Raw genomic sequence first — 20,913 nt, forward strand, 5'->3', positions numbered from 1 at the left:
CTTATATGTTCAATTGATTCCAATTAAGAAAATCGTTTAAAACTGTTTTTTGCTCAGGATGCTAGTTTCGCTTTTGTTACGAATTTTTTTGCCATTCAGCTAAGCTATCAATCACTCATGAATAGCCGTAATCTCCTCCATCAAGCCAACCCAGTCGTCCCTCGTGAAATCATATAACTCCAGCTCGGTCTTTCTCAAAACCATATGGAGGCTGTCGAATTTCTCGTCCGATCGGAACCGCCACCAGCTTTTCGCAGTTGAAGTCTTGGTGCCTGGCTCATAATACGTCAAAGTGATCTCGGGATCGACGATGTCTTCCACTCGGTCGATATCCAATAGATTATGCGGGAAATCGATATAGAGGCCGAGCGCCGCTTTATGAGGCGTGATGGATCCGATTTTATATTCCGAGTGCGCGTCCCTCTTCTCAATCACGTCACTCCAAGGAACCGGGTTATCGCTCAAGATCAATATCCGTCCGTCCTCACTCGTTTCAACCCGGCAATTCGGCAGGCTGTTAAAGACCTCTGTCATTTCGTTCATTTTCTGTTCGACCATTTTGTTCATTTTGCTATCCATCCTTTCAACTCATCTATCATTTATGAATGCTGCACTTCCGATTAGACAAGGCAACTCCGTTTATTTTGCTGTTCCACTACCTGTTATTCTATCACGCAGTTCTGCTTGCTCCTTGTTTAAATTTTATTTCTCCGGAACGGCTCAATCCTCCCATCCATTTAAACTAATAAAAGACAGCGTATTGGATCCTTTATTTCCAACATCATCCCGCTAAAAGGTGTCGACTTTCATTGGTTTTAAACTCGTTTAAAGGGTATGGTCATAGAAAGGATCAAGTCATAGAAACAGAAAAACAGGAAGGAAGTGATGCCTGATGACTTACGTTTTATTATTGGTCGGCTTCGCGCTGTTAATCAAAGGCGCCGACTTTTTTGTAGAAGGAGCGTCAAAAATAGCGCAAAGTTTGAGAGTCTCGCCGTTATTGATCGGCTTGACCGTCGTCGCTTTCGGCACAAGCGCGCCGGAAGCTTCCGTCAGCTTTATTGCGGCCTTTGAAGGAAGCAGTGAAGTCGCGATTGGGAACGTCGTCGGCAGCAATATCTTCAACATCACGCTCATCTTAGGAGTCACTGCGCTCGTTTTCCCGTTGATGGTCCAGAGCGACACGATTCGTAAAGAGATCCCGTTCGCCTTGCTCAGCGCCGTGGCATTGCTCGTCTTGATCAGCGACCAGCAGCTCCAATCCTTGGACAGCAACCTCATCACGAGAACTGAAGGCATTGTGCTGTTGCTGTTCTTTGCCATCTTTCTTTATTATATCTTCGAAGTGGCACGTAAAGACCGCCGGAATAGCGAAGACACGCACGCTGACACCGCGAACAAAAACTGGCTGAAAAATTCGCTGTTAACGATTGGCGGGCTTGCCGGCATCATTTTCGGCGGTAGCCTCGTGGTCGAAAATAGTGTCCAGATCGCCCTTTCACTCGGGATGAGCGAAACCTTGGTAGGCTTGATGATCGTAGCGGTCGGCACGTCCCTTCCCGAGCTGGTCACTTCCATAACGGCCGCTTTGAAAAAACAAGTCGACATCGCTTTAGGGAATATCATCGGCAGCAATATCTTCAACATCTTCTTTGTATTGGGCACTTCGGCCGTGATTCACCCGTTAACCGTCGACTCGAAAATCTTTACGGACATCTTTCTGATGATCGCCGTGACCATTTTGCTGATGGTTCTCTCCAGAACCAAGTACACGGTTTCGAGAATCGAAGGCGGACTCTTGGCCGCCATCTACATCGTTTATTTAGCCTTTATCATTGTTCGGAATTAACCGGGACGAATAAAAAACGATCCTGTAAAAGGCACACTCCCTGCCTCTTACAAGATCGTCTTCTTTCATTATAAGAACAATAAGCCCAATCCAATCACCACGCCACTCACAACCAACACAATGACGCAAAAGCCCATGATGTCTTTTGCTTTGAGTCCGGCGATGGCCAGTGCTGGCAGCGCCCAGAACGGCTGGATCATGTTCGTCCAGGCATCGCCCCACGCCACGGCCATGGCGACTTTCGCCGGTTCACTGCCAAGCATTTCCGCCGCATCCAGCATAATTGGCGCTTGTACCGCCCACTGGCCGCCTCCGGAAGGAACAAAAAAGTTCACGAGCCCGGCACTTAAAAATGCGAACAACGGGAAGGTCTCCGCCGTCGAAACGCTGACGAAAGCTTCTGAAATGACCGCTGCGAGTCCAGATGCTGTCATCATGCCCATGATGCCCGCGTAAAACGGGAACTGGACAATGATGGCGCCTGCCCCTTTGACCGCTTCTTGGACAGCATTCAAATACTTGCGCGGCGTTCCGTGGAACAGGATACCGAGGAACAAGAACATGAAGTTGACCAAATCGAGTGTTAACGCAAAACCGTTGTTGATGAAATAATACGCAATAAATGCAATACCTAAAGCACCGATCACCATGGACAAAATCCAGCTGTTCTCCAATCGTTCTGCTGGAGTCATGTCTCTTTTTGACGGCAGTTCTTCAACCGGTGGGTCGATCAACACCTTTGGATCGACGGTCACCGTGTCTTCTTTTTTCGGCATCATCAAACGGTTCAATAATGGCACGATAATGACTAAAGCCGCGATGATGAGTAAATTATAGCTCGAGAAAACCGTTTCCGATGTTGGAATGATGCCAATAGCATCCACAAACGGATGGCCTTCTGTCGCGATGGATAACGGGATCGACCCCGAGAACCCGGCATGCCAAATTAAAAATCCGGAATAGGCACTCGCGATCAATAAGCGGTAATCGACATTGTCGACACGCTTCGCCAATTCTTTCGCGAACAAAGCCCCGATGACCAAACCGAAGCCCCAGTTGATCCAACTTGCCGCGAGAGACACAATCGTCACCCACAGAATGGCACTGCCTGGCGACTTGGCAAAACTCGCAAGCTTCCCGAGTCCTTTCTTGAAAATCGGGCTGCTCGCCAGCACAAAGCCCGTGACAAGCACAAGCACCATTTGCATCGAGAATGCCAATAGCGCCCAGAATCCTTCACCCCAAAACGCCACCATCTGAACAGGCGACGAATCCGTTAAGCCTAGGCCTAACCCGAAGACGACGACCGTCAAGATAATGACGAATAGGAACGGATCGGGTAAATAACGTTCCATTAAATTGTTCGAAAAACGTGTAATCGCTTTCAATTTCCGACTCCCCTTTTGTCTAAATATTCACTGCCCTTCCCATGCTACCTTATTTGGGCCGGTTCGTCTGCGGAAAACCGGAAAAAAAGGCCGAACAGGATTGTCCCTGTGCAGCACACAATTCATACACAATTTATAAAGCTGCATAAACAGAGAAACTCCTCCTAAAAAACAACTCAGGAAAAGAATAGAATGCATCTCACATAAATTGTCGTGTATTGTCAGAATCGTTTAGAATTGTTTCTTGCACAGGGACATTTTCTCACCCGATTATCAAAAGCTACATTAGGGTACATGTTAGTAGAATCTATCACACTAGGAGCTGATCTTGTGGAATTTAATACAATGACAGGAAAAACGGCCATTATCACAGGGGCCAATAGCGGACTCGGACTGGAAACGGCTAAAACCTTCGTTCGGTTAGGGGCACGGGTCATCTTGGCTGTCCGCGATCTCGAAAAAGGGAAAGCAGCTGAACAAGAAATTAGAGAAGAATCTCCCAAGGCACCTATTGAGGTCATGAAACTCGACTTATCCGATTTGGATAGCGTACGGGATTTTGCCGAAACCTTCAGCAGCCGCTTCGACTCGCTCGATTTGCTAATTAACAACGCCGGCGTGATGACGCCGCCTTATGCGAAGACGAAAGACGGCTTTGAGCTGCAGTTCGGCAGCAACCATCTCGGGCATTTTGCCTTGACGGGCCTGCTGCTCCCTTTACTGATTCACACCGAGAATTCGCGGGTAGTGACACTCAGCAGTCTAGCACACCGCAATGCCGCCATTGACTTTGATAACCTGGACGGTTCAAAAGGCTATAAAGCCATGAAATTTTATGGCCAAAGCAAACTGGCGAATTTAATGTTCGCAACAGAGCTCGATAAGCGACTCAAGCAACATGGCTTATCGACACAGAGCATTGCTTGCCACCCCGGGATTTCTTCGACCAATCTGTTTAAAATCGGCGGCCGGGAAATGCCCCGCATTTTCAAGGGGCTCATGAACCGCTATTTGCAGCCACCCTCTATGGGCGCACTTCCGACTGTCTATGCCGCGACGGCATCTGGCATCACAGGCGGCGAATACATCGGGCCGGATGGCAAAGGCCAACGCAGAGGCTATCCGACTTTAGAGAAACCGGATCCAGCCGTGAATGATGAAGCAACCCGCCAGAAACTCTGGGATGTTTCAGAACAACTGACCGGCGTCACGTTTGATTTTAATAAATAAAATTTCTGAACAGAACCTATTCAAGGGACGAAAAACGAGCGTATGCGGTCTCCTTCTGAGGAAACCGTATACGTTTTTCTCGTATTTATCTGCTGTAACCTTTCTCCCTCCTTACATAAAGCAACAGGAAGAACCATTTCTCAGTTCAACCCATTCCGCATGCTTTATATGAATGAAAAACATCGTCGCCATGTTCACACAGTGTAAATAGCAATGGATAGACAATAAATGGACTTGTTTAAAACCGTTTCTTGCAAAAGGACATGCTTGAAACCCCTCAATTAAGGATATAGTAGCTGTACAAGGTTTTTTTGTTCGGTATCACGTGCTTCAACTTTTTTTATACGCGAATTTATCGCTTTACCCGATACGTTAATTCAAATCTATCAACAGGCGTGATACTCATTAGGAGGTCTATATCATGAACCCACAAATCTTAATCGTCGGAGCGGGCCCCACTGGCCTGGCTCTGGCCTATAGCCTGGCGCGTCAAGGCGTGCCGTTTCGCATCATCGATCGAAATTCAGGAACTGGCACCGCGTCCCGTGCGCTCGCTGTGCATGCGCGCATCTTGGAACATTACGAGCAATTTGGCCTCGCCGAACGCAACATCAAGCGCGGGCATCCGATTTTGTCGCTCGATGTCAGCGATGGCAAAAAAGTACGGGCACAAGTGAAATTCCACGAGCTCGGCAAAGGGCAGAGCCCGTTTCCGTTTATCTTAAGCTTGCCGCAAGACGATCACGAAGAAATCCTCGTCGACGAATTAAGCAAGATCGGCGTCGAAGTGGAATGGAACACTGAGTTGATTTCGTTTGAAAACACAGAAGATGGCGTGAACACCGTCATGCAACAACTGGGAGAACCGGTGGAAATAGTAGAATTCGCCTATCTATGCGGATGCGACGGCGCCGGCAGCATGGTCCGAAAAGGACTCGATCTCGACTTCCCCGGCGGTACCTATAAACAATTGTTCTTTGTCGCCGATATCGAAACCGAGAAGCCGGTCGACGACATGGAAAAGATGGACATGTACATGGACAATGACGGCTTCATGCTCTATATGAACGTCCGCAACGCCCACACGAAACGCATACTCGGCATCGTCCCCGAAGAATTCAACGAACGCACCGATGTCGAGTACAGCGAAATCACCGACTATGTTGAAAATAAAATCGGCGTGCGCGCAGCCAAGGTCAATTGGTTTTCGACCTATCGTGTCCATAACCGCGTCAGCGAGAAATTCACCAAAGGACGTATCTTCATCCTGGGTGATGCCGGCCACCTTCACAGCCCGACCGGCGGACAAGGCATGAACACCGGTATCGGGGACGCCATCAATCTCGGTTGGAAACTCGCAGCGGTGGTTCAAGGGAAAGCCAATCCCATGATACTCGGCACTTACGAACAAGAACGCATCGCCTTTGCGCGCCGCTTGATCGCGACGACCGACAAAGCGTTCCAGACGATCGTCAATCAAAAACTGCCCGGGACGCTGCTTCGGGAGTACGCCGTTCCTTACGTCTTGCCGTCCGTATTCCAATTTCCGTTCGCTTCAAAAAATGCATTCAAGTTCTTGTCCCAAATCCACATCAATTACCGCAGCAGCCTGTTGAGCAAAGGCAAAGCCGGTAAAATTTACGCCGGCATGCGCTTACCATGGATCGAAACCGCAAACGGCGATAACTTCGCACCGCTGCGCTCCGTCGATTGGCAAATCCATATCTACGGCAAAGCAAAGCCTGAACTCATCGATTTTGCCCGCTCCCAGTCGATCGAGCTCCATGAGTTTCCTTGGGAAGCTAAAATGAAAGATGCAGGATTCAAGCAAGACGCGCTCTACTTGATCCGCCCGGATGGCCATGTGGCACTTGCGACCGGCAAGCAATGGCTGCGTGTGTTGAACATGTATCTGGAGTCTTTTGGCATTGTAGCTTTTGGAGCGAAGTAAGATAGAAATAGTAAAGGAGGCTAGAGGAATGAATCCACGATGGATCATTTCTCTGGCCTCCTTGTTAGTTCCTTCCCAAAAACCGACAAAAAAGGGTCACTCCACAATTACTTCCGAAGCAAGCTTATAAGGAAAATCCGACGGCAGATCAAATGGCATCACCCGGACAAGAGTTCCTTCCTCCAGTTCATCGAAACCACGAACCTCCCCCTTAAACAGCGTATGATCCGTCATGTGGACTTCATGGATGGTCGGACCGGTCTCGAAATTGAAGGACGTTACTTCCACCATAAAACTCGTATCCGTCTTTTCGGTCACCACTCCCTCAAATCCACCGAAAAAGAAGAAGCTGAATTGGATGATGAACACAACCGCTGCCACAAAAACAGTCATCTGAGCCAATGTGAGAATAGACTGCTTCGGGTTTTCAGATGCTTGCCATTCGAAAAATGCCCTAACCAAATGTTCCACCGCAATAAATACAATAACCGCAATCAAATAATACGACGGAGTATACTCATCCAAAGCAATGAAATAAAGAAGCACCAGGCCCACAATCAACGTGCCAATCCTCACGAACCAGTCGACCTTCCGGTGCGTGTCGTTGATGTGGTTATAGGAAAAGAACTCTCTCTTGCTCGGTTCAATGTTAAACAGTTTTCGAAACGTAAACTTCAAAACAGAATTTATTACGAATACGAACAAAAAGAAAAACAATAGGTTCATGACTGGCATTCGATCTCGCCTCCAAGCTGATAATGCTTTAGGTACTTTTAAGAAATGTATTCGACAGAAAGTAGATAAAATCCTTTTATTGGAAGTCTCTCTTTTTGAGCATAACCTCTGCCAATTAAGTTTTTCGGTATTTAAAAAAATCGATGGGTGCTGCACATACCCATCGGTCGGTAACATGAAAGCATCGCTTCAAAGACGACCGCATATCAGTACAGAAGTAAACCGCACCTTATGCTGGGGAGCACAGGCGGTTTACTTTTTTTGCGAAAAAGTATATGACAGCACGATGATTGAAACGAACAACCCTGAAAAGCCAGTCTTTATGCATCATCTTGCTCCCCTTCAATAAAGCGCAGTTTACCTGGGAACCACTGTCATTATTGTGCTGTAATATGGAATGACATACTTAGAAATACATAAAAGTGAAATCGCTAATGAATAGAATTTCAGCAGTTTTCAGACCCATACGATGTCGCATACACCATAGAAAAAAGAATCTTTAATCCCGAATGGAAAGACTAAAATGCTGATTTCTACACAAAAAGAACCTTGAGACTATCAAGGTTCTTTCTACAATTATATATTAAGCATTCATTTTATATTGTTCTGCCTGGCCATACATACTGTTCTCTGCTGTTACGTCATTCAAATCTGCAATAATGACCTTCGGGCTTGAAGGGCCCAGTATGGTCGATATATAACTAACTTTAAATGTATACGTAGCTTTTAACCGGAAGTTTCGATATTCAGGCGAAGCTTCCGTAGTCGTCCAGTAAAAAACATTGCCATCTGTATCTATTAAAGAGACAACCCGATGTTCGTCGTTTGTAAAGCATGACAAAAACTCAAGATCCCTCGTATATTCCATACCTTTTTCGAATCCGTTCACTTCTTTGATCGCTAGCACCATCGAAACGCACCTCATTCCATAGTGGTATGCTTTTAATATACCAGAACAAGTGTTTGTTTACTAGTAAAAAGCTCAAAAAAATAGAATATTTAGTTAAAAAATGATAAAAGAATAATTTAAAATAGTTCGCACCCTATATGGCATATTAAACAAGCTCTTGCGCAAGCCATTTGAAAAACGCATACTTAAGAGTCGAAAAAATGATTAGGAGTACGATACATATGGAAAACCAGGAAACAACATTTAAACAAATCACCCCTCAATACGATCCATGGGAAGCATATATGGATATCGAAGACCACGGGAAATTGACCCTATCGAGCATCGAATTCACCACGACTTATTTATGCAATATGCGCTGTGAACATTGTGCGGTGGGCTATATGCTCGCGCACAAGGATCCGGACGCGCTGCCGATCGAGCTGCTCTTTTCGCGCCTCGATGAAATCCCTCATTTGCGGACCATCAGTCTGACGGGCGGAGAGCCGATGTTTTCGAAAAAATCGGTCGCTAATTATGTCCTGCCCCTCCTGAAATACGCCCATGCACGCGGCATCCGCACCCAGATGAACTCAAACCTGACAATGCCGCTCGACCGCTATATGGAAATCGCCCCTTATTTGGATGTCCTGCACATTTCCCATAACTGGGGCACCATCGATGATTTTGTTGATGGCGGATTTGCCAATATGGAACGTAAGCCTTCTCGTGAGCGGCGGGCTGAACAGTTCCAGCGCATGATCGACAACAGCCGCGCACTCGCAGAAGCAGGCGTTATGGTCTCGGCAGAAACGATGCTGAACAAGCGGACCCTGCCCCACCTGAAGAACATACATAAGCAAATCATTGAAGAAATGAAATGCGCGCGCCATGAAGTGCATCCAATGTACCCAAGCGATTTCGCCAGCCAATTGGAAGTGCTGTCGCTCGATGAAACGAGAACAGCAATCCACGAATTGTTGGATGCCCGCGATGAAAATGTCTGGATGCTCTTTGGTACATTGCCGTTCTATCCATGCAGCCAAAGCGACGAAGACATTCAACTCCTGAACCGCATCCACTCAAGCAAAAACGTCACCGTCCGCAATGACCCGGACGAACGCTCACGGCTCAATGTGAACATCTTCACCGGCGAAGTCATCGTCACCGATTTCGGCGATACACCGGCGATGGGCAATATCCAGCACAATTCCTTGTCGGCAATGCTTGACCGCTGGCTGGAGCGGCCATTAGCCAAAACAATCGCCTGCCACTGCCCAGCAGCCAAATGCCTCGGACCGAATCTATTAGTGAAAGATGCCTACTACTCGGACATCGATTTCAGCGTTCAGAAATCAAGAATTACTGTTTAAATGAAAAGCCCGATCCGACCGGATGGACATGTAACGCTTGCGACCGACAAGCAGTGGCTGCGCGTATTGAGCATGTATTTGGAGGCTGTTGGGATTATGGCTTTTGGAGCGAAGTGAGATAGAAATAATAAAGGAGGCTAGAGGAATGCATCCATGAGGGGATCATTTCTCTAGCCTCCTTACAATTAAAAGCGGGAAAATTGCTGCTATACGATAAAGTGAATTCTACACTAATAAGTATAATATCATTTTCGTCTAAACTATTTTTAAAATTTATATTTTTTTCCATATATACATAAACTGTGATGCTTCAGACTCCAATGCAATTAATTGATCTTCCGTAATATTACTATTTGAATAGAGTTTAACTTTATCTAAGTTTAAAACGGATCGATTTACAATGGAATCATAATTTTCTTCATATGATGAAGTAGTTAATAAAGCTAAAGTAGTACTTGTATTTCTTTTATCTACTTTTTCACTCTTTCCTTTAAAATAGAGTTTTATCAAATGCGGTTCTCCATCTATAATTAACCCTAATTCTGGAGAAGACCTCACAATAAGCTCGTTACTTATCCATGTAGATTTCCCTGGATTAAACCAAGAAATATCTTTATTTTTTAAAAATTTTTTATATTGTTTTATGGCATGAGTATAATTCTTTTTCTTTTTATCATCAATTTGAGCTAATAACTGATCAAAAAAATCTAAATTCAAGTTCGACTCATGATACTTTATTATTCCATCACGAAGTTGCTTCCAGTAATCAAAGGCGGGATTATAATCTGATTGATATTTGATTTGTCGCACCATATTAGTTTTAGCAGTACTTCCTTTAATTGTGAAATCGATAAATTGAGTTAAACCTATTCCTACTTTTTGTGGTACAACCATTTAAGCATCTCCTTTAGTTATATTTCCACAAATTAATGCAGTTATTTCGTTAATATAGTCATTTCTAAGATTTTCAAAATTATCTCTAAATATTAGTTTATTAAGAAGACATGACTTGAATGAAAAATCATTTAGTATCTGATTTTTAAACAAAGGGCAAATGAGTCTCATTAGTAGTTCGTGCGGCAACCATGCCACGCTGATAAAAAGTTGAACTCAGATCTGCATAATGGGTGGTAGCCGGAAGTCTTGTTTTATTCAACGCATGTACGTGCATGAAGGATAATGCATATACATCGCTTATAATTTGCTCAAAACTTAACGTACTCGTTTTTTGAACTACTTTAATTGGAAGAGCCATACCGATTTGTTCTCGTGGATTCGTTGCACATAATAACGCTTCTTTACCTCTAAAGTAATAAGTGCCTTGACGTGTTTCCATTTTATTATCCTTTGAGTCGTAATAAGCCATTCGACGTTTAGGGGATTTAATCACTTCTACAATGTCGAATTGAATTCCTTTTGCTCCCAGCACCTCTGAGATTAGCTCCGTGTTTTCTCTCCAAAAACCATCACGATGAATAGTTACATGTTTAGGCAATGCATCAAATTGAACTTTATATTTATGAAGCACTTCATTAAGCGTATCTTTTAGAAGTTCATCACTAACTTTTTCTCCCGCATTTGCTCCCCCAACTGCTGATTGCTTTATTAATCGTCCATCATTCCCTATAACGTTAATTATGCCTGCTGTGCTACGGCCTTTTTCGTGGCTGACATCAAGCCCAATAAAACAGTCAGAATTTGTTTTTTTATTCAAAACCCAAGGCTGCATTCCGCTCTTCACATACAAGCCTAATAATATATTGTAGAAAGTATAAGACAGGTTTCTATCATTTTGAACGCTTAACGCTATCCGTTTAACAGCTTCATCATCTTTTGGATTAAATGAAAGTTCCTTATTACTGGATAACATCTTTTGAAATTCTTTTAATCGCTCAACAGAAATAACTTGTGAAGAAATATCCCAGTTTCCTCCGAATTGTTTTTTAAAAGGTTCATATAGTTCAAGATGAGGCACACTCAGTACAGCTAAAACAGTCGTGTTTTCAAATACTGCTTCATGCTCTTTTATTTGCCAGTCAAAATTCTTGAAAAAGTCCTGGTTCAACTTGCCACTTATACTCCTTGTTTGGTTACTAATATCAATTTTAACTCCATGTTTTCTAGCAATTTCTCTTAAGATGCAGAAGTACTTATATACAAAAACCTTATCTATTGATTCATTTAGTGCTGTTTCATCTACAAAGAGACTTACTGTCATTTCCCCGCCTTTATAAATTTTTCCGTTCTTTAATCCATAAACCGGCCACTTTTGCGGCTTATCAAATAAGACAGTCGAATCTTCCAATTTCTTTATTTCATAACCATTATTTTTCGCTAAAAATGGTTCAGGAGAAAAGGTTAAGTACTTTACGCTGTTTAAAATATTCAACGAATCTTCCATTGTCTGCTTCATGCGAAATAAAGGTTTAAGCTTAATCACTTTATTTACTGCTGAAATTTCATTTGCCTTCATTGATTTGTAACTGCACACAGGTTTTAAAAACTGTGCTGCCATCACAATTATTTTGCCATCTCGCGTTTTCACATGAGCAACTTTTGTACTTTTCGAGAGTTGACGGATTTTAAAATTTTGACCTTTTTGGTCAAAGTATTCAACGATGGATTGATTCATTAAAGGAGAATTATCATAAACTCCATAATCAGCCAAATGATCAAAAAAGTATGTGTAATTGCTATAAGGATTTGAGGTATCTACTAATTCCAGTTGATCTTTTATTACCTCATTGCGTTCAATCATTTGTTGAAGGGTAATAGTATACTCAAATTTATGAGTAAGATTAAATCCAATATGTATTTTATTGTCGATAATATTTACATGAATAGATAACGCAGGGTAAACGAGTACTTCACCAGCTTTTTCCCCTTGTTTTTTCTGCAAATCATATCCCACCTGCTTTAAGTCAAGGCGATGGGTTCCCGCCTTTAATAAACTCGCTTTGATAAGTTGTTCTAACAAACCACACTCAAAATTACTATGTTCATCAATAATGCGGTAGTCATATGACTTTGCTTCATAACCTGCCATATCCTTGATCTCAGCAATAGCCATAATACTGCTTTCCCGATAGATTATGACATTGTTTCTATTCTTCCATTTAAGTTTTCTGCAAATTTCTGAGACTCCTTTATATCGATCATCTTGATTTTCTAAAGGAAATTTATAAATGTGGACTTTAATGGTGTTTGCTTTTTCGTTTGCAACTGCTTCTGTTATATAAGCTTCCATATTCTCGCCTCTTTTACTATTATTTACCTTAATATACGATTTAAAAGTCAGAAAGTTTCAGTAACTACTCGAAAGTTTAATACTATATAAGATGTCGCACTTCTTATTCTTGAGTTTCTAAATACAACTCTACTAATATTAAAATATGTTTCTTGTTATCTCTTAACAGAGAGAAACAATTTCCAAACATTTTCTCCAAATGTAAACGCCGGTTATTTTCCCCATTATAGTCGGAATAAAATTCCTCGCTTGAGTTATTTTGCAATTTGCAATCATTAATCTATAATTAAGCTTTTATGTTCACAATAGAATAGGAGTGTTGAAATGACAACAGAACAGTTAGTAAAAATGGAAACGCGCGGTACTTGGGAAGGGAATTTAAAAACGTCTATTTATGCAAGGGAGTTTGCACCTTTTATTATTGATGAACCGAAACATCTGGGAAGCACCGATGAAGGGCCGAATCCGCTTGAATACTTATTAGGTGGATTGACTGGCTGCACATCTGTCATGATTGGCTTGATTGCGAAGGAGCAGAATTTTTCCTATGAAGGAATCGAGTTCAAAAACAGCGGCACCATCGACGCACGCGGCATGAGAGGCGTTGAAGGTGTCTCTACTCATTTCCAAACCGTCAGTTTTGAGGCGATTTTTTCAACAGATGAAAGCGAGGAACGTCTGGAGGAATTGAAAAATGAAGTGGAAAGAAGATGCCCTATCTACAATTTGATTGTGGATGCTGGGGTTGCGATTGACTCCAAGTGGTATAAAAAATAATATTATTAGCTATCTTTATAAATAAACCAAACCCCAAATGGGAGCCACTTTCAAGTGTCCCTCATTTGGGGTTTGGTTTAAACTCTATTCTTATGTTCTTTTATTTTCTAATAAGCTCTTGGCTACAAGACTCCCTGCGCCAACAGCGACTGATGTAATGACAGCGAATACTGCTTTCGAATGACTTCGATTTTCAGCTTCCCTATTCTCATTAAAATGACGTTGATTTTTCTTTTCTTCTTCCATTCTATCCATAACATTTTCTCTTTGTTTATAAAGCATCAACTTTTCTTCAGTGTTTGTACAGTTCTTAATCTCTTGATTAATAGCATTTAAGGCTTCTTTTAATGTAGAGAGATATTCTGAAGTGGACGCTTGATCTGCAGTTGTTACTTCTTCACTGATTTCCACTGTTTCTAAAACTTTTTTTCCAAAGTCAGCTAAAGTTTTCAGCACATCTTCTTTGGACTTGAATTGGGGATTTCTTGACATTGCTTTATCTTTACTTTCCTTGTCTCTTTCCATTTTACCCTCCTGATTACATTTGTCATTAAAGCTAGCACTTTATGTATAATTTTAAGATTAACTCCGTTATGTCTCTAATCAATTCCATTCACTTGTTTAGAACGAAAAGACTTTTTAATTTCTCCTTTATTTGCAGTAATAACCTCAACAATAGCTTCTTTCTTAAAACGAGCCATTATCACCTGTTTTTTATTATAATCCGCTTTTCATTCATTCCCTAATTGCTTTTGCCAAAAATCACTTTTCACTCACGATGACTTTTTATTTTAACTTATTTAAAATATATCGAAGTCTAAATTATTTCTAGTTGTTTTCTTGTTTCAAGGAGTTTGAATCCTATTTCATCAATTTTTATTTTATTCTTGTAATAAACTAAATCCTCTTTCTCTAGCTTTAATAGCTTGTATGCCAAATCCTGGGAGTGAGGAGCAATTTTTTTATTTAATTGCCCGGCCGCTACCGCACCAGTAAGGGTACCGATAGGCGCTCCAACCACTGCTCCTATTCCTGCAAAGGAAGCGCCCGTCGCCCCTCCTGCCAATCCTCCTACCATACTGAGTGTAGTTGTTACTCCAAATTTAGATATTAGTACTAACACTTTCGCAGCAGCAATATTCGTTTTAACGTTTTTTGAAATTCCTTCGAAATCATTATTAACTGCTTTAACATCTAATAACAGTCTTATTCCAAGTACAATTTCTGAAATCCATGGAATGAGGTCCAAACCTTCCGGTAAATCAATTCCCATTTGTTGCATGGCTTCACTAACCTCATTCATCGATCCTTCTATAAACGCATAACTATCTTCAAACTCATTTATCATCCCACTATCAAATTCAGCAATAGTTTTTTCTATATTTTTTCTAGTAAATTCATTTAAAGGCTCCATTAAATCTCGTGGACCTAACTTATCCACGCCAAAAATTTCAAATAATCTTTCTTCATTCATCCTTCTTTTTAATTCATCAGATTGATTAAATAACTTGTTTATTAATCCACTTTGTAAAAAAACTCCTCCTTCTTGAAACAAGTATTCCCCACTCATATTCTTTAAATGACTTGGAATTTTCAATATCTCCCACTCCTAAAGTAACGCTATCCCACTAAATACTAAGGCAATAATCGACAAAACAAAGCTGACATGAGTCGCTTTTAATCCTTTACCACTATTATCGGTTAACTCTAAAGAATTCACGATTTCTTCAAGATTTTTTATTCGATTGCTTTGTTGCGAAATTTCCATTGATAATGTTTTATATTCGGTTATTAAATTTGCTATTTTAGAAGTATTCATCTTCGATTCTTCGTCTTGTAATTTCATCCCGTCCATTAGTATTGCAATCTGATTATTTAATTTAAGTAATCGATCGACTAAAACGGTATTAATCTTCTCTTGTTCTTCCCAAAACTTCACTTTTTCTATTATCTTTACTTCTTCAATTGAAGGTTTCATAAGCCAATTCTCCATTCCAGCTTTTTTGACTTTTTATCTTTCTTTCAACGCCCGAATAATTAGCGCCCCAAGCTGCCGCGTATTATAAGGATTACCACTCCCATTCACAATCGGGATCGACAGCGCTTCCGCAATCTTCCTTAGCACGGGCTTCACCACTTGATGCTTCCGCTCCCCTTCGTGAACTTCGATACTGCCGCTTTCGAGTTCTTTGATCAGGTAGTCATGATAATGGGCTTCCTTAGACACTTTAATCTGCTCGTCACTGCGGACTTTCTCATCAACATTAAATAGCTTCGACATCGCGATGGAAAGTTTTCCGTCTGGCCGTTCCGTCATCAATCGCTTCGCTTCATCAATCGGAGCATCGAGTAAAATTTCGAGTTCCATTTCTTCTTGGTTGAACCGTAGAATAATGACACGGTCTGCTAGATCCAAAGTATTCGGATTAAATGCCACAAATCCTGTGCTGTCGATCCGAGCGGTTGTCTTCACAGAAATTCGCTCATTGTCTTTCGTCACTACGTCATAGCCATGCTCGTTCACCGCATCTGCCATATTGCCGTTCGTATACATGGCGACATACAGCTCGCCCATACGGCCAATTAAATGGCGCAATTCACGCGGGTCTGCTCCCCAACTGATTTCACGTTCGAGCCAGCTCATCGCTTCCCCGAGTGACTGGATGATCTGCATTTGTGTCAGTGCCATTTCGTATGCCCCCTTAAGTGTCCGAACTCGCCAAGCTTACTGCCTCAATTTTCGCTAATAATTCCTGATGGCGCGGATGTTGGAAAAGCTTTGTCATTTCCTTAGCCACTTGCTGTGTATCTTGCCAGTTTTCGATTACTTTAGTGTTTGAATACAGTCGTGTATAGGCAGCTGTTCTTAACTTTGAAACTGCCTTGAAAGTTACTCCTAGCGTTTCCAACTCTTCGATGAATGCCACTCGATCCTCTCCTTGCAGTGGGCCCAGTTCGAGTATGAGTTTTAGCCTTCCATCTTGCAATTGATCAAACCAGAATAACAGTGCCCCGTTGTGCCACCACCAGTCAAAGCGACTCACGCCGTATCGTTCTTCTATTCTTGTAAAAACTGGTACTACAAACGATGGGTTTCGCCAATGATAGTTTCGCTCTGTCTCTTCAATATTGTGATTAGCACAAAATAAGTCGAAAGCTTCTTTGGGTATTGGCGAGACAGTTGATTTGTTCAAGACTTTTTCCAGCTTGGATTCTGTTACTTCTTCTACTTCCTCTATCGCAGCTCCCATTACTTCAACCGACTCAGCAATCTTCCGGAACAAATCATTCAACTCCGGTGCATCATACAACACGAACATGCTCTTGAGCACTTCCTGCTTGGATGCCCAGTCTCCTACATCTGTCCATGCCGTATAAATTCTTGTATACCTTTTCCCTTCCTGTTTACCGCTCTGCTGGAAGCTAACACCCCGCTTCTCCAGTTCTGTCAGTAAGCGATACCTTTCCGTATACGGGATCGGTCCTACTTCCACGGTAATCTTCAAACGTTCGCCGACTTGCCGTTCGAACCAAATGATGAACGCCTGGCCGAGCCAATATGCAGATGCCGGCTTCCCAAGCGTCTCCTGGAAATCAAACCAATCTGGCAAGACGAAGTGCGGGAAACGGATATGCGCCGCATAGGCTTCTTCCGGCATGTTCGCTTCTTTGACGAAATCGAGAAACGCTTCCCGGATAACGTTGCCGCCGATATTGAAGACAAAGTCGATTGTCTTTTTCTTCGCACTATAGATCTTCCGCAATGCCGTTTTCTCTGACTCATCTAACTTGGCAAGTTGCTTATACAGTCCTTTATAGATCGCCTGTTTCTTGAAATTATCATTCTGGCTCAAGAATAGGAAATCGATAGCGTTTTTATTTTCCTCATACACTGTCAGTGCCAGTTCCACCGATTCCGCGTCATGGACTAATTGCTCTTTCAGGACTTCTATGTAAAACGATAAAAAATCATAAATGGCATCCGCAGTCGTTTCTTTCGAGAACTCGAGCTGCTGCTCGATGATTTCGAGCACGTCCTCATAGCCTAGGAGCAAATAGCTGTCATCCGATGGCTCCTCATTCGCCAAAGTCAAGAAGATTGGCAGCACCGTATAGCCAGGCTCCCCGAACTCGGCTCTCGCATAAGCCAAATAATCCGCGAGCTGGCCGTCCGATTCACCGGCATGGAATTTATTCTCGATGACTAACACCAGTTTTTGTGACGGCACATGGACAAGCAAATCAATCATCCGGTTCGTATTTGTCTTCACTTCCCGTGACACTTCCGCATCATGGAATGAACTATAAAGAAACGACAAAAAGTCGATGCCGTCCCCTTTCCCCTCGTTCTCCGCACGCATCACAAGACGCGTCAGCAATTTCTTTAAAAAGAAACTGCCGAGCTGATGCGTCTCATTCGGGTCGAGCAACCACGCCAAGATGTTCGAGTGGCGGATTTCAAACTGATCCACCCGCAACACTTTCAATGGATTGAATTGATGGAACTTCTGATGCAGCCGTGCGAATTCTTTGGAGTGTTCGAGTTGTGCGATTTGTTCTAGTGAATGGGTCATAACAAGCTCCTTATTTAAAGATGGGGATATTTTCCTTCTATTTTATCATTTGATTAAATAGAAATGCAGATTATTTAGATAATTATCTATAAAATTTAATATAATCATCTATACTTATAACAAGAACTTTTGCTACAGCCTACTAAACGTCAGAGAGGAACAGTGATTATGTACATACTCCATGACAATCATTCAATTGAAGAAATCATCCCAACCACTTTCTCGGAGCTGAAGATGACCGAATCCCAAATGGAAGAAATCATTGCAGCAAACCTCAACTTGATATCCGATGAGGAGGAATCGATGATCATTATCGGGAAACAAGTAAAGAATTCAGCGAACGGCCGAAGTGATCTTACAGCAATCGATGATAAAGGCAATATTGTCTTAATTGAAATCAAGCGAGACAAAACCGACATCACGAACCGCAAAGAAAATTTTGAATCCCAGGCGATCCGATACGCTGCGAGCTATGCGACGATCAAAACCGTAGAAGAAGCGGTACGGATTATTTATTCGCCTTATTTGGAAAAGTTCGCTGCTCAAGAAATAGAACCCGGCTCAAATTCTTATAAACATGGATTAAAGACCTTGTACAAGTTCCTTGGTGAACAAGCGGCAAACACTTTCAACCAAACACAGCGCATCGTCTTGATCGCTTCCGATTTCGATGCACAGACGCTTTCCGCCGCTACTTGGCTGAGCCAAAGAGGAATCGATATTAGCTGCTTTAAAATGATTCCGTATAAATACAATGAGCAGCGCTTTTTAAAGATGGAAAAACTGCTTCCTCTCGCAACGGACGAAGACTACCTGGTGAGCTTACTTGAAAATTTTTCTCCTATCAAGACACCTTCCGGTAAGAGGAAGCAAGTCTTGCCGAAAATAAAAGATATGCTGGAATGGGGAGTGGTAGCTCCAGGAGATATTCTAGAAGCAAAAGACCGAGATGCCCCAGCCACTCTCCTCGCTAACGGAAACGTCAGGTTTAACAAAGAAGAAATGAGCATGCAGTCTTGGTTGAGGAAGGTTTATGGATGGGCTAGTGTTCATACTTATGTATTTGCCATTCATAAATATAAAGGAAAATCGCTTGCTGATATTCGGGCAGAGTATATGGAGACCTCGAAGGAATTTCAGGAGTAGATGCTTGAACTGGTTGTTCGCTAAGTATCAAACGTGTCAATGCCGGTTTAATTTTGGTTCTTCCGCAATTTTGGTGAAGTGTGTCGTAGGCGCCTTTGGAGAGTTTAATTTGTTTTTTTAAAAGAATATTAATGAGTGTGATATAAAACTTTTAGACGAAGTAGATCAAAATTAGCTCGACCATACATCTGCCGTTTGATTACTTTGATTCGATTCACATGGCCTTCGACCAACCCATTACTCCATTGATAAACTATGGCATTTTGAACTGCCTGCCAATCCGATCGCAAATAATGTCCAAACTGGTTCAGCTCCTTGATTCCAGTTTTTTCTGTGCGTTCAATCCATGCTGCCAACGCATCCGGTTCTTTTTGGATGCGCATAATCTGCTGAAACTGGTCGAGGAGTAGCTGTAGTTCTCTTAGCTCCACATTCTCTTTTAGAAGCAAGTCGATTGCATGCTTCTCCTGCCCATCGGGCAGCTTTGACCACAAGTAACTGTGGAGCTTCTGCCTTGGCACCTTATGGATTGTCTGACTTTGTTTGTTGTTACCTTGGTGTTTCTGCAACTTGTTGAGGTAGTCTTTCAATGTCGAAAATGATTTTTGGTAGCCCTTTTCCTGTAGGACTTCAAAAATACGTTTTCGTGAAACATCTTGCTTTACTAAAAAAACAATAAGCGAATAATACGGATCGGCGCTGTGGATTCGCTTCCGTTGTATCTGAGGCGGCCTTTCCATACTCACATATCGAGATACGGTTTTACGGTTAAGCGAGAATGTTCGGCAGAGGTCTGCTATTCGTACACCCTTCCGGTATTGGTGCTGCACTTGTTGGATGAGCTGCCACTTCTTTTCTTCGCTTTCTGTCAGTATCTTATCGTAGGATTTAGGAGAAGACTCTGTCGTGGTGCTTTCTTTCCAACTGATTCCCAAAGGGAATTTTCGTTTTAGGAACTGATCGATGCGTTTATTAAGGTTATGAAACAAGTGCCACCTGTCGGTTACTTGGATCGCCTTCGGCGCTCCTGTCGAAAGGGCTTTTGCATATTCCGTCGAGCCATCCCTTGACGAAACTCGAATGGAAGGATGTTTCTTCAGCCAATTACTGACCACTTTTTCTTTCCGACTTTCCAATAGCTCAATTGGTCGTTTCCGTTCGAGATCGCAAATAATGGTTCCGTATCTCATACCTCGCTTCAAGGCCCAATCATCCAGTCCAATCACACGTGGCTCTGCTATGGCGGGCAGTTGTTCCTTTCGAATCAAGTAAAGAAAGGCATCTCCACTAAATGGGGCCCCGTATTTTGAAGAGATACAACTCGCTGCTTCAGCACTAAGAGAAAAAGCGAGCTGCCTGTAAATGTCAACTTGACTATGTACATTTTCGCTTGTTTAAGGATGCACAACTTCACTCGTTTTCAGAAGCTAAATGATGCTTGAGGCGATAAGATTCGCCCACAATGCTGACCACCGTGGCGTGATGCAGGATGCGGTCCAGGATGGCGTTGGCGATCTTCGTATCCTGAAAGACCTCATCCCACGACTTGAAGTTCACATTGGTCGTGAAGATGGTGCTGCGCTTTTCATACCGCATATCAATGAGTTGGAAAAAACTTTTGGCGTCTTCCGGATCAATCGGTAAATAGCCGATTTCATCGATGATGAGAAGTTTGTATTTCGTGTAGTGTTTTAAACGGGCCTCTAAGCGATTCTCCAATCGCGCTTTCTTTAATTGCTGAAGAAGATCATGGC

The 20,913-nt window shown here is 42.6% G+C and carries 19 protein-coding genes; 6 read left to right on the forward strand and 13 right to left on the reverse strand.

Features of this window, described 5'->3' with window-relative positions:
• Positions 1–111 precede the first annotated feature (111 nt).
• Complete coding sequence (locus KTG14_RS10490; RefSeq protein ID WP_216970898.1) at positions 112–567, reverse strand: hypothetical protein; 456 nt, start codon at positions 565–567, stop codon at positions 112–114.
• Positions 568–892: 325 nt separating this feature from the next.
• On the opposite strand from KTG14_RS10490, the gene KTG14_RS10495 reads away from it, so the two are divergent.
• On the forward strand, positions 893–1,849 hold the full coding sequence (locus KTG14_RS10495; RefSeq protein WP_216970899.1) for a calcium/sodium antiporter: 957 nt from the start codon (positions 893–895) through the stop codon (positions 1,847–1,849).
• Between the two features lie 68 nt (positions 1,850–1,917).
• Here the strand turns inward: KTG14_RS10495 and KTG14_RS10500 are convergent, their stop codons facing one another.
• Positions 1,918–3,237, reverse strand: a complete 1,320-nt coding sequence (locus tag KTG14_RS10500; protein WP_216970900.1) for a short-chain fatty acid transporter — start codon at positions 3,235–3,237, stop codon at positions 1,918–1,920.
• A gap of 345 nt (positions 3,238–3,582) precedes the next feature.
• On the opposite strand from KTG14_RS10500, the gene KTG14_RS10505 reads away from it, so the two are divergent.
• Together KTG14_RS10505 and KTG14_RS10510 are read left to right on the forward strand one after the other, a co-directional pair.
• Positions 3,583–4,467 (forward strand): oxidoreductase, encoded by an 885-nt coding sequence (locus KTG14_RS10505; protein ID WP_216970919.1) that lies wholly within the window; start codon positions 3,583–3,585, stop codon positions 4,465–4,467.
• A 421-nt stretch (positions 4,468–4,888) separates the two neighbouring features.
• Positions 4,889–6,418 (forward strand): FAD-dependent monooxygenase, encoded by a 1,530-nt coding sequence (locus tag KTG14_RS10510; protein WP_216970901.1) that lies wholly within the window; start codon positions 4,889–4,891, stop codon positions 6,416–6,418.
• 96 nt (positions 6,419–6,514) lie between these two features.
• On the opposite strand, the gene KTG14_RS10515 is transcribed toward KTG14_RS10510, so the two are convergent.
• Together KTG14_RS10515 and KTG14_RS10520 are read right to left on the reverse strand one after the other, a co-directional pair.
• Positions 6,515–7,153: a DUF4181 domain-containing protein gene (locus KTG14_RS10515; RefSeq protein ID WP_254178104.1), complete on the reverse strand. Its 639-nt coding sequence runs from the start codon at positions 7,151–7,153 to the stop codon at positions 6,515–6,517.
• Between the two features lie 583 nt (positions 7,154–7,736).
• A complete protein-coding gene (locus KTG14_RS10520) occupies positions 7,737–8,063 on the reverse strand; it encodes a hypothetical protein (RefSeq protein ID WP_216970902.1) in 327 nt (108 codons plus the stop codon).
• A gap of 221 nt (positions 8,064–8,284) precedes the next feature.
• Between KTG14_RS10520 and yfkAB the strand changes: the two genes are divergently transcribed.
• Positions 8,285–9,415, forward strand: a complete 1,131-nt coding sequence (gene yfkAB, locus KTG14_RS10525) for a radical SAM/CxCxxxxC motif protein YfkAB (RefSeq protein WP_216970903.1) — start codon at positions 8,285–8,287, stop codon at positions 9,413–9,415.
• Positions 9,416–9,688: 273 nt separating this feature from the next.
• Here yfkAB and KTG14_RS10530 read toward each other — a convergent pair whose 3' ends face one another.
• Entirely contained in the window at positions 9,689–10,309 is a 621-nt protein-coding gene (locus KTG14_RS10530) for a hypothetical protein (protein WP_216970904.1), read from the reverse strand.
• Between the two features lie 145 nt (positions 10,310–10,454).
• Positions 10,455–12,662, reverse strand: a complete 2,208-nt coding sequence (locus KTG14_RS10535; protein WP_216970905.1) for a Piwi domain-containing protein — start codon at positions 12,660–12,662, stop codon at positions 10,455–10,457.
• A 324-nt stretch (positions 12,663–12,986) separates the two neighbouring features.
• Between KTG14_RS10535 and KTG14_RS10540 the strand changes: the two genes are divergently transcribed.
• Positions 12,987–13,439 carry an OsmC family protein gene (locus KTG14_RS10540; protein WP_216970906.1) on the forward strand — a complete coding sequence of 151 codons (453 nt, stop codon included), beginning with the start codon at positions 12,987–12,989 and terminating at the stop codon, positions 13,437–13,439.
• Positions 13,440–13,529: 90 nt separating this feature from the next.
• Here the strand turns inward: KTG14_RS10540 and KTG14_RS10545 are convergent, their stop codons facing one another.
• From KTG14_RS10545 to KTG14_RS10565, 5 genes are all read right to left on the reverse strand, one after another.
• A complete protein-coding gene (locus KTG14_RS10545; protein WP_216970907.1) occupies positions 13,530–13,964 on the reverse strand; it encodes a hypothetical protein in 435 nt (144 codons plus the stop codon).
• Positions 13,965–14,256: 292 nt separating this feature from the next.
• Entirely contained in the window at positions 14,257–15,036 is a 780-nt protein-coding gene (locus KTG14_RS10550; RefSeq protein ID WP_216970908.1) for a hypothetical protein, read from the reverse strand.
• Positions 15,037–15,048: 12 nt separating this feature from the next.
• Positions 15,049–15,417 carry a hypothetical protein gene (locus KTG14_RS10555; protein WP_216970909.1) on the reverse strand — a complete coding sequence of 123 codons (369 nt, stop codon included), beginning with the start codon at positions 15,415–15,417 and terminating at the stop codon, positions 15,049–15,051.
• Positions 15,418–15,450: 33 nt separating this feature from the next.
• Complete coding sequence (locus tag KTG14_RS10560; RefSeq protein WP_216970910.1) at positions 15,451–16,128, reverse strand: DUF6998 domain-containing protein; 678 nt, start codon at positions 16,126–16,128, stop codon at positions 15,451–15,453.
• Between the two features lie 13 nt (positions 16,129–16,141).
• On the reverse strand, positions 16,142–18,013 hold the full coding sequence (locus KTG14_RS10565) for a PDDEXK-like family protein (RefSeq protein ID WP_216970911.1): 1,872 nt from the start codon (positions 18,011–18,013) through the stop codon (positions 16,142–16,144).
• Between the two features lie 168 nt (positions 18,014–18,181).
• Between KTG14_RS10565 and KTG14_RS10570 the strand changes: the two genes are divergently transcribed.
• Positions 18,182–19,159 (forward strand): hypothetical protein, encoded by a 978-nt coding sequence (locus tag KTG14_RS10570; protein ID WP_216970912.1) that lies wholly within the window; start codon positions 18,182–18,184, stop codon positions 19,157–19,159.
• 128 nt (positions 19,160–19,287) lie between these two features.
• Here the strand turns inward: KTG14_RS10570 and KTG14_RS10575 are convergent, their stop codons facing one another.
• A complete protein-coding gene (locus KTG14_RS10575) occupies positions 19,288–20,523 on the reverse strand; it encodes an ISL3 family transposase (RefSeq protein WP_216970921.1) in 1,236 nt (411 codons plus the stop codon).
• A gap of 46 nt (positions 20,524–20,569) precedes the next feature.
• Positions 20,570–20,913 (reverse strand): ATP-binding protein (locus KTG14_RS10580; RefSeq protein ID WP_216970913.1); only part of this gene is annotated, 344 nt, incomplete at its 5' end.

Source organism: Planococcus sp. CP5-4_YE (assembly GCF_019042655.1).
In the GTDB taxonomy this organism is placed as follows: Bacteria; Bacillota; Bacilli; order Bacillales_A; family Planococcaceae; genus Planococcus.